Source organism: Streptomyces sp. NPDC107500 (assembly GCF_055582785.1).
This window is the reverse complement of the sequence record NZ_JBVJPF010000006.1, coordinates 609,545-623,551: the sequence shown is the minus strand read 5'-3', so window position 1 is coordinate 623,551 and position 14,007 is coordinate 609,545. Positions and strand designations below refer to the sequence as shown.

Genomic DNA, 14,007 nt, shown 5'->3' with positions numbered 1-14,007 from the left:
AAACGCCCGGTTACATTCCGAACCCGGAAGCTAAGCCTTACAGCGCCGATGGTACTGCAGGGGGGACCCTGTGGGAGAGTAGGACGCCGCCGAACTCCTTTTAGAGCTCTGGCTCTTGGGCACGCAGCCCGAGAGCCAGAGCTTTTTTGCGTTGAGGTAAGGTCAGTGAGCATCATTGGCTCGTTTCCCACCAGGAGGCCCCCGCGTGGAGGTCCAGGAGACCCGCGTGCAGACCGACCGGGTCCTCACCATCCCGAACATCCTGAGCATGGCGCGCCTCGCCGGCGTGCCGCTCTTCCTGTGGCTCATCCTCCGCCCCGAGTTCGGCGGCCCGCAGAGCGACGGATGGGCGTTGTTGGTGCTGGCTCTGAGCGGGGTCAGTGACTACCTGGACGGGAAGCTCGCGCGGCGCTGGAACCAGATCAGCAGCCTCGGGCGGCTCCTGGATCCCGCGGCCGACCGGCTCTACATCCTGTCGACGCTGGTGGGCCTCACCTGGCGGGAGATTCTCCCACTCTGGTTGACGCTTGTACTTCTTGCCCGCGAGGCGGTCCTGCTGGTGATGGTGGGCATCCTCCGCCGGCACGGCTATCCGCCGCCCCAGGTGAACTTCCTGGGCAAGGCGGCCACCTTCAACCTCATGTACGCCTTCCCCCTGCTGCTGCTCAGCGACGGCAGTGGGTGGATCGCGTCACTCGCCGCTGTTTTCGGATGGGCGTTCGCCGGATGGGGTACAACCCTGTACTGGTGGGCAGGTGTTCTCTACGTGGTGCAGGTCCGCCGCCTGGTCCGTGCGGACGCCACAGCCGATTGAACTCTCTGATTGTGCGGCCCCAGTGGCCGGATGGCCCGCGCTGGAAAAGTGCGGGACCCTGGACGGGTGAAGTCGGCTTAACCGTCGTCTCTTAGAGGAGGACGCTTCCGACATGAAGGCCGTCGTGATGGCTGGAGGCGAAGGCACCCGCCTTCGTCCCATGACCTCGAGCATGCCCAAGCCGCTCCTGCCGGTGGCCAACCGGCCGATCATGGAGCATGTGCTGCGGTTGCTGAAAAAGCATGGGCTCAACGAGACCGTCGTCACCGTTCAATTTTTGGCCTCCCTGGTCAAGAACTACTTCGGTGATGGCGAAGAGCTCGGGATGGAGCTCACGTATGCCAATGAGGAGAAGCCACTCGGTACCGCCGGAAGCGTCAAGAACGCCGAGGAGGCACTGAAGGACGATGCCTTCCTCGTTATTTCCGGCGATGCCCTGACCGACTTCGATCTCACCGATCTGATCAATTTCCACAAGGAAAAGGGCGCGCTCGTCACCGTGTGTCTCACACGCGTGCCCAACCCGCTGGAATTCGGTATCACCATCGTCGACGAAGAAGGCAAGGTCGAGCGCTTCCTGGAGAAGCCGACCTGGGGCCAGGTCTTCTCGGACACGGTGAACACCGGTATCTACGTCATGGAGCCCGAGGTCTTCGACTACGTCGACCCCGATGTGCCCGTGGACTGGTCCGGAGACGTCTTCCCGCAGCTGATGAAGGAAGGCAAGCCCGTCTACGGCTACGTCGCCGAGGGCTACTGGGAGGACGTCGGCACCCACGAGAGCTACGTCAAGGCCCAGGCCGACGTTCTGGAACGCAAGGTCGACGTCGACATCGACGGCTTCGAGATCTCTCCGGGCGTCTGGGTGGCCGAAGGTGCCGAGGTGCACGCGGACGCCGTGCTGCGGGGACCGCTGTACATCGGTGACTACGCGAAGGTCGAGGCCGGCGCCGAAATCCGCGAACACACCGTCGTCGGCTCCAACGTCGTCGTCAAGAGCGGTGCCTTTCTCCACAAGGCCGTGGTGGCGGACAACGTGTACGTCGGCCCGCAGAGCAATCTGCGGGGCTGTGTGGTCGGCAAGAACACCGACATCATGCGTGCCGCGCGGATCGAGGACGGCGCGGTCATCGGCGACGAGTGCCTGGTCGGCGAAGAATCGATCATCCAGGGCAACGTTCGGGTTTATCCGTTCAAGACCATCGAGGCCGGAGCCTTCGTCAACACCTCGGTCATCTGGGAGTCCCGGGGCCAGGCGCATCTGTTCGGAGCGCGCGGCGTGTCCGGCATCCTGAACGTGGAGATCACGCCGGAACTGGCGGTACGGCTGGCCGGCGCCTACGCGACCACCCTCAAGAAGGGCTCCACGGTCACCACCGCCCGAGACCACTCCCGTGGTGCCCGTGCGCTGAAGCGGGCGGTGATCTCCGCGTTGCAGGCCAGCGCCATCGACGTACGCGACCTGGAGAACGTACCGCTGCCCGTCGCGCGGCAGCAGACCGCGCGGGGCAGCGCCGGCGGGATCATGATCCGGACCACCCTCGGGGTGCCGGACTCCGTCGACATCATGTTCTTCGACGGGCAGGGCGCCGACCTGTCGCAGGGCAGCCAGCGGAAGCTCGACCGGGTGTTCGCGCGGCAGGAGTACCGGCGCGCGTTCCCCGGCGAGATCGGGGACCTGCACTTCCCGTCCAGTGTGTTCGACTCGTACACCGGATCGCTGCTGCGGAACATCGACATCACGGGGATCGCGGAATCCGGCCTCAAGGTGGTCGTCGACGCCTCCAACGGCAGTGCGGGGCTGGTGCTGCCCAGTCTGCTCGGCAAGCTCGGTGTCGACTCGCTGACCATCAACCCCGGACTCGACGAGTCCAGGCCGACCGAGACCGGCGACGTGCGGCGTTCGGGGCTGGTGCGGCTCGGGGAGATCGTGGCGTCCTCACGGGCGGCCTTCGGGGTGCGGTTCGACCCGGTCGGCGAGCGGCTGTCGCTCGTCGACGAGAAGGGCCGCATCATCGAGGACGACCGGGCCCTGCTGGTGCTGCTCGACCTGATCGCGGCCGAGCGGCGCAGCGGGCGGGTCGCCCTGCCCGTGACGACCACCAGGATCGCCGAGCAGGTCGCCGCCTACCACGGCACCCAGGTGGAGTGGACGACCACCTCTCCGGACGACCTGACACGGGTCGGCGGTGAGGAAGGGGCCATCTTCGGCGGCGACGGCAAGGGCGGCTTCATCGTCCCCGAGTTCAGCAGTGTCTACGACGGTACGGCGGCGTTCGTGCGGTTGATCGGGCTCGTCGCGCGGACGCAGCTCACACTGAGCCAGATCGACGCGCGGATCCCGCGGGCGCACGTCCTCAAGCGTGACCTGGCGACTCCGTGGGCCGTCAAGGGCCTCGTGATGCGGCGCGTCGTCGAGGCCGCCGGTGACCGCTCGGTCGACACGACGGACGGTGTGCGCGTGGTGGAGGCCGACGGACGCTGGGTGATGGTGCTCCCCGACCCGGCGGAGGCCGTGACCCACCTGTGGGCCGAGGGTCCGGACGACGCCTCCGCGCAGGCGCTGCTGGACGAGTGGGCCGCCGTGGTGGACAGCGCCGGACGCTAGATCACACCGCACGCGTGCGTGCCGGACAAGTGTCCCCAAGGGGGCCTGTCCGGCACGCCGGTGGGGCCATTCGGAGGTAGTGGCGGCGGCGTGCGACGATGTGCGACATGCCGCAGCAACCCCCCGTTCGGAGCACATCCACGCGGCCCGCGCGCCCGGACGCGTCCATGTCCTTGCTCACCAACGTCATGGACCACAGCCTCGACGACGGCTACGCCGAGGCGGCCGCGCGGAAGAAGGCCGAGGGTGGCGGCGGGATGCCGAAGACCCTGCGGGCCAAGCTCGGACTGGCCGCCGGCCTGGTGCTGGCGGCCCTGGTCGTCACGGTCGGCGCGGCCCAGGCACGGATCGCCGCTCCCGTGGTCGCCAAGGAGCGCGAGGAGCTGATCGACCGCATAGAGGGGGAGACCTCGGCGGCGGACAAGCTGGAGACGAGCGTCGACGAGCTGCGGGACGAGGTGGGCGCCCGGCAGCGCGAGGCGCTGGACAAGAGCGGGGCCGGCGACCGGGCCGACCTGGTGGGCATCCTGTCGGGCGCGGTCGAGGTGCACGGCCCCGGCGTGAAGCTCGTGGTGAACGACGCCAAGGACGTGGGCACGGGCGGTGACGGGCAGCCGCGCGGCACCTCCGGGTTCTCCGACACCGGCCGGGTCCGTGACCGGGACATGCAGCGCGTGGTCAACGGGCTGTGGGAGTCGGGCGCCGAGGCGATCTCCATCAACGGTCAGCGTCTGACGGCACTGTCGGCGATCAGGGCCGCCGGTGACGCGATACTGGTCGACAACAGGCCGCTGGTGCCGCCGTACACGGTGCTCGCGGTGGGCGGCGGCGAGCGACTGAGCAGCACCTTCCAGGACAGCGCCGACGGGCTGTACCTGCACGCCCTTCAGGAGAACTACGGCATCCGGACGGCCATCTCCGTGGCGAACGACCTGCGGCTGCCTGCCGCACCGAGTGTGATCGTACGTACAGCACAGCCGATAACCGAGAAGGGCACATCGTGATCGCCGTACTGGGCCTCGTCGTGGGAGTCGTGGCCGGACTGTTGGTCCGGCCCGAGGTGCCGGCGGCCGTGGAGCCTTACCTGCCGATCGCCGTCGTGGCGGCGCTGGACGCCGTCTTCGGTGGTCTGCGGGCCATGCTCGACGGCATCTTCGACGACAAGGTCTTCGTGGTGTCCTTCCTGTCGAACGTGGTCGTCGCCGCGCTGATCGTGTTCCTGGGCGACAAGCTGGGTGTCGGTGCCCAGCTGTCCACCGGTGTCGTGGTCGTCCTCGGCATCCGGATCTTCTCCAACGCCGCGGCGATCCGACGCCACGTCTTCCGGGCGTGAGGCCGATGAGCGACTACGACGAGCAGCCCGCGAACCGGCTGCGCAGGGAACTGCCCGACGAGGTGGCGCCGGCCCAGGACGCCCCCGGCGCCGACACTCCCGAGGAGCCGAAGCCGGTGCAGGGCGGGCCGAGCGGCCGGGAGCGGCTGCTCAAGGGCCTCTGGCCGCCACGGCTGACCAGGGCCCAACTCATCGTCGCCCTGCTCCTGTTCGGGCTCGGATTCGGGCTCGCGGTCCAGGTGGCGTCGAACAGCGAGAGCGACGGCGCGCTGCGCGGTGCCCGGCAGGAGGATCTGGTGCGCATCCTCGATGAACTGGACGACCGTACTCAGCGTCTTGAAGACGAGAAGCAGGGCCTCGAGAAGCAGCGCGACGAGCTGGAGAACAGCTCCGACCAGGCGGAGGAGGCCCGCAAGCAGACGCTGGAGAAGGAGCGGCAACTGGGCATCCTCGCGGGCACCGTGGCCGCGCAGGGGCCCGGCATCACGGTGACGGTCCAGGACACGAAGGGAGCGGTCGAGGCCGACATGCTGCTCGACGCGATCCAGGAGCTGCGCGCGGCGGGCGCGGAGGCGATCCAGGTGAACGGTGTGAGGGTCGTCGCCGGCACCTACCTCGCGGACTCCGACAAGTCCGTGAGCGTGGACGGGAACAAGATCAACGCGCCCTATCGTTTCCAGGTCATCGGCAAGCCGCAGGACCTCGAACCGGCTCTCAACATTCCTGGAGGCGTGGTGCAGACTCTGGAAAAAGAACAGGCCACCGTTACTGTTGAGCGGTCTAGCAAGATCGTCGTGGACGCCTTGCGAGCGGCGGAGCGGCCTGACTACGCTCGGTCGTCCTCCCAGTGAACCGGCGGTGCATGGGGGCCATCCGGCGAGGGCATGAGGTTGCGGGGGGTCGGCGCACCGATTGGGCGGTGCGTGGTGGAAACTGTCTGGTGGAGACGGACGTTGTGAAGATGTCCGGGTCGGTCAGTACGGTCAGTCAGGGTTCGTCCTGCCCCACGGGCGGGTCTGTTTCGGTCAAGGGGAATCGCCCGTGAAGTTGTTTGCGAAGTTGTTCGGCAAGAGCGCGCGAGAGGGCAGCGACAACGCGACCGCCCGCCATCGCGCCCAGCCCGACGCGGAGGGCCGACGCCCGATGTTCCGGGACCAGGTGGGTGGTCCCGGCGGGGACATTTCCGGTGGTCAGGGCGCGCCGTCTGTTGACCCTGCACAGTCCGGCGGCATAGGTTTCGGCCAACCGTCAGCCTCAGGTACGGGTGGAGGGTTCAACCCCGGTCCGTACGCGTCGAACGCCCCGGCGGGGCAGCCGCGGCAGGAGGATCCGTCCATGTCGGCCCTGGTGTGTACGAGGTGCGGCAACCGCAACGCGGAGAACAGCCGCTTCTGCTCCAACTGCGGTGCCCCGCTGCGTGCCGGCGCGGTTCCGGAGCGTGCCTCCGAGACGACCTCCACGATCTCCATCTCGGGTCTCGAGGCGTACGACGCCGAGGTCACCGGTCAGACCGCGGTCCCGGCGCTCTCGCCCGAGGCGCAGGCGGCCGTGGACGCGCTGCCGCTCGGTTCCGCGCTCCTGGTCGTGCGCCGCGGTCCGAACTCGGGCAGCCGCTTCCTGCTGGACGGTGAGCTGACCACCGCCGGGCGTCACCCGCAGAGCGACATCTTCCTGGACGACGTGACGGTCTCGCGCCGGCACGTGGAGTTCCGCCGCAGTCCGGACGGTTCCTTCACGGTCGCCGACGTGGGCAGCCTGAACGGCACGTACGTCAACCGGGAGCGCATCGACCAGGTCGCCCTGTCGAACGGTGACGAGGTGCAGATCGGCAAGTACCGGCTGGTGTTCTACGCGAGCCAGCGGGGTTACTGACCCGAACCTCCAGGGAAGGTCCATGCTGCATACACCGAGCGGCGGTGCCGGTCACGGCGCCGCCGCCACGGACAGTGGGCTGATGAGCATCGGCACGGTGCTGAACGTGCTGCGTGACGAGTTCCCCGACATCAGCATCTCCAAGATCCGCTTCCTGGAGTCCGAGGGCCTCGTCGAGCCGCGGCGGACCCCGGCCGGGTACCGCAAGTTCAGCGCGCACGACGTGGAGCGTCTGGGCCGGGTGCTGCGGATGCAGCGGGACCACTATCTGCCGCTCAAGGTCATCCGTGAGCACCTGGACGCCGTCGAGCGCGGTGAGGCGGTGTCGCTGCCCACGGTCGGCCGGCAGCGGGACGGGGAGGCGGTTCCGGAACCCGTCGAGGGCCCGGCCGTCGCCCGGATCGGACGGGACGAGCTGCTCGCCGCGGCCGGGATCGACGACCAGGAGCTGAAGGAGTGGGAGTCCTACGGGCTCCTCGCCCCTCTGCCCGACGGGGCGTACGACGCCGAGGCGGTCACCGTGGCGTCGCTGGTGACGCAGCTGGGGCGCTTCGGGATCGAGCCGCGGCACCTGCGGGTGATGAAGGCCGCCGCCGACCGGGACGCCGGGCTGGTGGACCAGGTGGTCGCCCCGCTGAAACGACACCGCAACCCCCAGACCAGGGCACACGCGGAAGCGCGTACCAAGGAGCTGGCGGGCCTGGCGGTGAGGCTGCACGCGGCGCTGGTACAGACCGCGCTCGGCGTGCGGCTTCCCTGAAACACGCCTGTTCGGAGCCCCGGATCGCCCAGTCGATCCCGGCCCGACTACCCAAACGTCCCGGGCACGGCCTAGGGTTGCTGTGTGAACGAGCTCGATGTCGTAGGTGTCCGGGTCGAGATGCCCTCCAACCAACCGATCGTGCTGCTGCGCGAGGTGGGAGGCGACCGCTACCTTCCCATCTGGATCGGACCGGGTGAGGCGACGGCGATCGCCTTCGCCCAGCAGGGCATGGCTCCGGCACGGCCGCTGACCCACGACCTGTTCAAGGACGTGCTGGAAGCCGTCGGCCAGGAGCTCACCGAGGTACGCATCACCGACCTGCGTGACGGGGTGTTCTACGCCGAGCTGGTCTTCGCCAGCGGCGTCGAGGTCAGTGCCAGGCCCTCCGACGCCATAGCGCTGGCGCTGCGCACCGGGACGCCGATCTACGGCAGCGACACGGTCCTCGACGACGCGGGCATCGCGATCCCGGACGAGCAGGAGGACGAGGTGGAGAAGTTCCGCGAGTTCCTCGACCAGATCTCGCCGGAGGACTTCGGGACGAGCAACCAGTAGGGTTTCCCCGAATCAGGGCACGCGAAACCACTCTTAGGGTGATTATCACTCGGCGTGCCGAGTGTGGCGATCGTTGACGCACCCTTGGTGACTGCCTACCTTCGAGGAGGCAGGTCAAGGACGGAGGTCGGCGTGAGGATCAGCGGCGACGGTACGGCTGGGGGTGGCCCCGGGCACGGTCTCGGGGCGAGTGGTCCGTACCCTCCCCAGGGCTCTCGGCTCCGCACGGGCGGGGGGTACGCCCAACAGGCAGGTGTGCCCGATTCCGCTCCGCAGCGGCCGGCCGCCGTGCCGACCAGCGGAGGGGCGGCGTCCATGACGTCCGAGGAGATCGGCTACCGCGGGCCGACGGCCTGCGCGGCCGCCGGCATCACCTACCGGCAGCTCGACTACTGGGCCCGCACGGGCCTCGTCGAGCCCAGTGTGCGTCCGGCCCACGGCTCGGGCACGCAGCGCCTGTACAGCTTCCGCGACGTGGTCGTGCTGAAGATCGTCAAACGCTTCCTCGACACCGGGGTGTCCCTCCAGAACATCCGGACCGCCGTCCAGCACCTGCGGGAGCGCGGCTTCCGTGACCTGGAGCGGATGACGATGATGAGCGACGGCGCCACGGTCTACGAGTGCACCTCCCCCGACGAGGTGCACGCCCTCCTCCAGGGCGGCCAGGGCATCTTCGGGATCGCCGTCGGCGTGGTCTGGCGGGACGTGGAGAGCGCGCTGTCCCAGCTGCACGGAGAGCGGATCGACACGGGGGAGACCCTGGTCGGGCACAATCCGGCGGACGAGCTGGCGCGACGCCGCAACAGGGCGGTCTGAGCGGCGCGCCGGCCCGCCCGGCGCGCGGGCCGGCCGGTGGCGGCCGCATTGTCAGTGGCGTAGGGCAGCATCGGAGATGTGAGAACCGCGCCCACGATCCTGCATCTCGACATGGATGCCTTCTTCGCCTCGGTGGAGCAGGCGTCCAAGCCGAGTCTGCGCGGGAAGGCCGTGGTGGTGGGCGGCCTGGGGCCGCGAGGCGTCGTCGCCACCTGCTCGTACGAGGCGCGCGTCTTCGGCGTCCACTCGGCGATGCCCATGGGCCAGGCCAGGCGGCTGGCGCCCAACGCCGCGTATCTCGTCCCGCGGTTCGAGCTGTACCGGTCGATCAGCGAGCAAGTGATGCGGCTGCTCAGGGAGCTGTCCCCGTTGGTGGAGCCGCTGAGCCTGGACGAGGCCTTCGTGGACCTGGAGGCCGGTGGGACGGCCTGGGACGCGGCGTCGGCGCGGCTGGCCGGGACGAAGCTGCGCACGGACATCCGCGCCGCCACGGGCCTCACCGGATCCGTGGGACTGGCCGCCTCCAAGATGCTGGCCAAGATCGCCTCCGAGGAGGCCAAGCCCGACGGGCTGGTCCTGATCCCGCCGGGGACGGAGCGGGCCATGCTGGAGCCCATGTCCGTGCGGACCCTGCCCGGCGTCGGCCCGGCGACCGGCGACCACCTGCGCCGGGCCGGCATCACCACGGTCGGGGAACTGGCCGAGGCGGGCGAGGACGAGTTGGTGCGGCTGGTGGGCAAGGCGCACGGACACGGCCTGTACGCCATGGCCCTGGCGCTCGACGAGCGGCCCGTGGTGGCCGAGCGGGAGGCCAAGTCCGTGTCGGTCGAGGACACCTACGACGTGGACATCCACGACCGGGTGCGGGTCGGCGTGGAGGTGGGCCGGCTGGCCGACCGGTGCGTGCGCCGGCTGCGCGCGTCGGGGCTGTCCGGGCGGACCATCGTGCTCAAGGTGCGCAGATACGACTTCTCCACGCTGACGCGCTCCGAGACGCTGCGCGGGCCCACGGACGACCCGGCGGTGGTGCGGGAGGCCGCCGCCCGGCTGCTGGACTCGGTGGACACCACGGGAGGTGTGCGGCTGCTCGGGGTCGGCGTCAGCGGCCTGGCCGACTACACGCAGGAGGACCTGTTCGCGCAGGCGGCGGGAGGCGGGGCCGGGGAACCGGCCGAGGAGCCGGAGACCGAGCCCGCCGCGGAGCACCGCCCGGCACCCGCGGAGCGCCGCTGGCCGTCGGGGCACGACGTGCGGCACACGCGGTTCGGGCACGGGTGGGTCCAGGGGAGCGGGCTGGGGCGGGTCACCGTGCGCTTCGAGACGCCGTACTCGCGGACCGGGCGGGTGCGGACCTTTCCGATGGACGACCCGGAGCTGACGCCCGCGGATCCGCTGCCGCTGGTTCCGTCCGAGACGCGAAGACCCGGCGACGGCCCGGCCAGACCGGTGGCCGGCTAGCCGTGCGTCCCGTACGTGCCGCGAGCTTTGTGGGGGCGGAGCGTCAGCTCTCCTCGTTGCCCTTGCCCGCCAGCTTGCCGAAGTCGCGGTCGGGGAGCGGGGGAGCGGCGGCCACGTCGAGGCCGTAGTGGTGGTACAGCTGGAGTTCCTGTTCCGGCGAGAGGTGGCGGCCGACGCCGAAGTCCGGTGCCTCCTTGATCAGGGCCCGGGCGAAGGGCACGCGCAGGGCGCCCTCGACCAGCTCGCTGGGCTCCAGGGGTACGAAGGCGTCCCTGCTGAAGAGGCCGGTGCGGATGGCCGCCCACTCGGGCACGCCGGTGGCATCGTCGAGGTACACCTCGTCCACGATGCCGATCCTGGTGCCGTCGCGGTCGAACGCCTTGCGGCCTATCAGGTTCCGCGGGTCGATGTCAGTACGCACGGGCCCTCCACTTGGTCACCACTTGGCCGCACTGGGGTCGCACACCAGCCCGCCGAATCATCCGTAAGTACTACAAAAAACTACATATGGCCGGTCGGCCACTCGAAGGTTCGTGCCGCGGGCTCGCTGGTACGCTGGCAAACGGCTGCTGACCCCGCGCGGGAGAGTCCTCCGGAGATCACCGGAGGCGCCGAAGGAGCAAATCCTCCCCGGAATCTCTCAGGCTCACGTACCGCACGGACGAGGTCACTCTGGAAAGCAGAGCGGGTGTCGACGGCTTCCGCTCTCACCGACGGTGAAAGCCGGGACGCCCTCGGGCCGCCCCGGTGAAGCTCTCAGGTTGAGATGACAGAGGGGGAGGCCGACCGGGTACCCGCGCCGTGGTGCCCCTCGCAGGTCGTCAGACCAGGAGGCCTCCGCAATGACCGCCCACCGCACTCCGCTCACCGAACTCGAACAGGCAGCGCCGTTCGAGCAGCGCCACATCGGCCCCGACCACGAGGCCCGGGCCAAGATGCTCGCGCAGGTCGGTTACGGTTCGCTCGACGAGCTGACGGCCGCCGCGGTGCCGGATGTGATCAAGAACGCCGACGCGCTGGACCTGCCCGGCGCCCGCTCCGAGGCCGAGGTGCTGGCCGAGCTGCGCTCGCTGGCCGACCGCAACCAGGTCCTGGACTCCATGATCGGCCTCGGTTACTACGGCACCTTCACCCCGCCGGTCATCCTGCGCAACGTCATGGAGAACCCCTCCTGGTACACCGCGTACACGCCGTACCAGCCCGAGATCTCCCAGGGCCGCCTGGAGGCCCTGCTCAACTTCCAGACCATGGTCGCCGAGCTGACCGGCCTGCCCACCTCCGGTGCCTCCCTGCTGGACGAGGGCACCGCCGCCGCCGAGGCGATGGCGCTCTCCCGGCGCATGGGCAAGAACAAGAAGGGCCTCTTCCTGGTCGACGCGGACGTGCTGCCGCAGACCATCGCCGTGATCCAGACCCGCGCCGAGCCGACCGGCGTCGAGGTCGTCGTCGCCGACCTGAGCGAGGGCATCCCGGCCGCGGTCGCCGAGCGGGAGATCAACGGCGTCCTGCTCCAGTACCCGGGCGCCTCCGGTGCCGTGCGCGACATCAAGCCGGTCGTCGAGCGGGCGCACGAGCTGGGCGCGCTCGTCACCGTCGCCGCCGACCTGCTCGCCCTCACCCTGCTCACCTCGCCCGGCGAGCTGGGCGCGGACATCGCCGTGGGCACCACCCAGCGCTTCGGCGTACCGATGGGCTTCGGCGGACCGCACGCCGGCTACATGGCCGTGCACGAGAAGTTCGCGCGGAGCCTGCCCGGCCGCCTCGTCGGCGTCTCCGTGGACGCGGACGGCAACAAGGCCTACCGCCTGGCCCTGCAGACCCGCGAGCAGCACATCCGCCGCGAGAAGGCCACCAGCAACATCTGCACCGCCCAGGTGCTGCTCGCCGTCATGGCCGGCATGTACGCCGTCTACCACGGCCCCGACGGCCTGCGGGCCATCGCCCGGCGCACCCACCGGTACGCCTCGATCACCGCCGCGGGCCTCGCCGCGGGCGGCGTCGAGATCGTCCACGGCGCCTACTTCGACACCGTCACCGCGCGGGTGCCCGGCCGGGCCGACGCGGTCGTGCACGCCGCCCGCGCGAACGGCATCAACCTGCGGCTCGTCGACGCCGACCACGTCTCCTTCGCCTGCGACGAGACCACCACGCGCGCCCAGGTCGGCGGCGTGTGGCACGCCTTCGGCGTCGAGGGCGACATCGAGGCGCTGGACGCGGAGACCGCGGAGACGCTGCCCGAGGCGCAGCTGCGCACCGACGACTTCCTGACCCACCCCGTCTTCCACCAGCACCGCTCCGAGACCGCGATGCTGCGCTACCTGCGCCGCCTCGCCGACCGGGACTACGCGCTGGACCGCGGCATGATCCCGCTGGGCTCCTGCACCATGAAGCTCAACGCCACCACCGAGATGGAGCCGGTCACCTGGTCCGAGTTCGGCGCGCTGCACCCCTTCGCGCCCGCCGAGCAGGCGCAGGGCTACCTCACCCTCATCCGTGAGCTGGAGGAGCGGCTCGCGGAGGTGACCGGGTACGACAAGGTCTCGTTGCAGCCCAACGCCGGGTCGCAGGGCGAGTTCGCGGGCCTGCTCGCCGTACGCGGGTACCACCGGGCCAACGGCGACGAGCAGCGCACCGTCTGCCTCATCCCGTCCTCCGCGCACGGCACCAACGCGGCCAGCGCGGTGATGGCCGGCATGAAGGTCGTCGTCGTCAAGACCGCCGAGGACGGCGAGATCGACATCGAGGACCTGCGCGCCAAGATCGAGCAGCACCGCGACGAGCTGGCCGTGCTGATGATCACCTACCCGTCCACGCACGGTGTCTTCGAGGAGCACGTGGCCGACATCTGCGGCCGGGTGCACGACGCCGGCGGTCAGGTCTACGTGGACGGCGCCAACCTCAACGCCCTGGTCGGCCTCGCCAAGCCCGGCCACTTCGGCGGCGACGTCTCCCACCTGAACCTGCACAAGACGTTCTGCATCCCGCACGGCGGCGGCGGTCCCGGCGTCGGCCCGGTGGCCGTACGGTCGCACCTGGCGCCGTACCTGCCCAACCACCCGATGCAGCCCGCGGCAGGCCCGCAGACGGGCGTCGGACCGATCTCGGCGGCCCCGTGGGGCTCGGCCGGCATCCTGCCGATCTCCTGGTCGTACGTGCGGCTGATGGGCGGCGAGGGCCTCAAGCGCGCCACGCAGGTGGCCGTGCTGTCCGCCAACTACATCGCCAAGCGGCTGGAGCCGCACTTCCCGGTGCTGTACACCGGTCCCGGCGGGCTGGTCGCGCACGAGTGCATCATCGACCTGCGCCCGCTGACCAAGGCGACCGGCGTGAGCGTCGACGACGTCGCCAAGCGGCTGATCGACTACGGCTTCCACGCGCCGACGATGTCCTTCCCGGTGGCCGGCACGCTGATGATCGAGCCGACCGAGTCCGAGGACCTGGCCGAGCTGGACCGGTTCTGCGAGGCGATGATCGCCATCCGCGCGGAGATCGAGAAGGTCGGCTCCGGTGCCTGGCCCGCCGACGACAACCCGCTGGGCAGCGCCCCGCACACCGCCGCGGCCCTGGGCGGTGCGTGGGAGCACGCGTACACGCGCGAGGAGGCCGTCTTCCCGGCCGGGGTGTCCGCCGCCGACAAGTACTGGCCGCCGGTGCGCCGCATCGACCAGGCCTTCGGTGACCGGAACCTGGTCTGCTCCTGCCCGCCGCTGGACGCCTACGAGGACTGATCCCCCAGTACGCCCAGTACGGCCGTTACCAGGAGAGGCTCCGTACCGCCCATCGGGTCG

The 14,007-nt window shown here is 70.0% G+C and carries 12 protein-coding genes, 1 rRNA gene and 1 riboswitch; of the genes, 12 read left to right on the top strand and 1 reads right to left on the bottom strand.

From position 1 onward, the window contains the following. The 11 genes from rrf to ACZ67M_RS26480 all read left to right on the top strand — a co-directional run. Positions 1–95 (top strand): 5S ribosomal RNA (gene rrf, locus ACZ67M_RS26530); the annotation flags it as partial. 110 nt (positions 96–205) lie between these two features. After that, the gene (locus ACZ67M_RS26525) at positions 206–814 is read left to right on the top strand and encodes a CDP-alcohol phosphatidyltransferase family protein (protein WP_073731463.1); all 609 of its coding nucleotides are present in this window, start codon (positions 206–208) and stop codon (positions 812–814) included. Between the two features lie 112 nt (positions 815–926). After that, positions 927–3,422: a sugar phosphate nucleotidyltransferase gene (locus ACZ67M_RS26520; protein WP_469853033.1), complete on the top strand. Its 2,496-nt coding sequence runs from the start codon at positions 927–929 to the stop codon at positions 3,420–3,422. A gap of 167 nt (positions 3,423–3,589) precedes the next feature. Next, positions 3,590–4,426, top strand: a complete 837-nt coding sequence (locus tag ACZ67M_RS26515; RefSeq protein ID WP_361355551.1) for a DUF881 domain-containing protein — start codon at positions 3,590–3,592, stop codon at positions 4,424–4,426. Continuing rightward, positions 4,423–4,755, top strand: a complete 333-nt coding sequence (locus ACZ67M_RS26510) for a small basic family protein (protein ID WP_003977440.1) — start codon at positions 4,423–4,425, stop codon at positions 4,753–4,755. Before ACZ67M_RS26515 ends, ACZ67M_RS26510 begins: the two co-directional genes overlap by 4 nt. A 5-nt stretch (positions 4,756–4,760) precedes the next feature. Then, positions 4,761–5,606 carry a DUF881 domain-containing protein gene (locus ACZ67M_RS26505; RefSeq protein ID WP_469853031.1) on the top strand — a complete coding sequence of 282 codons (846 nt, stop codon included), beginning with the start codon at positions 4,761–4,763 and terminating at the stop codon, positions 5,604–5,606. A gap of 61 nt (positions 5,607–5,667) precedes the next feature. Continuing rightward, positions 5,668–6,627 carry an FHA domain-containing protein gene (locus ACZ67M_RS26500; protein ID WP_361355554.1) on the top strand — a complete coding sequence of 320 codons (960 nt, stop codon included), beginning with the start codon at positions 5,668–5,670 and terminating at the stop codon, positions 6,625–6,627. Between the two features lie 22 nt (positions 6,628–6,649). Next, on the top strand, positions 6,650–7,387 hold the full coding sequence (ftsR, locus tag ACZ67M_RS26495) for a transcriptional regulator FtsR (protein ID WP_469853029.1): 738 nt from the start codon (positions 6,650–6,652) through the stop codon (positions 7,385–7,387). A gap of 84 nt (positions 7,388–7,471) precedes the next feature. Continuing rightward, positions 7,472–7,945 carry a bifunctional nuclease family protein gene (locus tag ACZ67M_RS26490; RefSeq protein WP_030189411.1) on the top strand — a complete coding sequence of 158 codons (474 nt, stop codon included), beginning with the start codon at positions 7,472–7,474 and terminating at the stop codon, positions 7,943–7,945. Positions 7,946–8,077: 132 nt separating this feature from the next. Then, positions 8,078–8,761, top strand: coding sequence for a MerR family transcriptional regulator (locus ACZ67M_RS26485; RefSeq protein WP_361355558.1), 684 nt, complete (start codon positions 8,078–8,080; stop codon positions 8,759–8,761). Between the two features lie 78 nt (positions 8,762–8,839). After that, complete coding sequence (locus tag ACZ67M_RS26480) at positions 8,840–10,219, top strand: DNA polymerase IV (protein ID WP_392018539.1); 1,380 nt, start codon at positions 8,840–8,842, stop codon at positions 10,217–10,219. A 43-nt stretch (positions 10,220–10,262) separates the two neighbouring features. On the opposite strand, the gene ACZ67M_RS26475 is transcribed toward ACZ67M_RS26480, so the two are convergent. Beyond that, positions 10,263–10,640 carry a PRC-barrel domain-containing protein gene (locus tag ACZ67M_RS26475; RefSeq protein WP_469853027.1) on the bottom strand — a complete coding sequence of 126 codons (378 nt, stop codon included), beginning with the start codon at positions 10,638–10,640 and terminating at the stop codon, positions 10,263–10,265. 149 nt (positions 10,641–10,789) lie between these two features. Next, positions 10,790–10,885, top strand: a riboswitch (glycine riboswitch). Positions 10,886–11,061: 176 nt separating this feature from the next. Between ACZ67M_RS26475 and gcvP the strand changes: the two genes are divergently transcribed. After that, the gene (gene gcvP / locus ACZ67M_RS26470) at positions 11,062–13,947 is read left to right on the top strand and encodes an aminomethyl-transferring glycine dehydrogenase (protein WP_392238106.1); all 2,886 of its coding nucleotides are present in this window, start codon (positions 11,062–11,064) and stop codon (positions 13,945–13,947) included. The last annotated feature ends 60 nt before the right edge of the window (positions 13,948–14,007 follow it).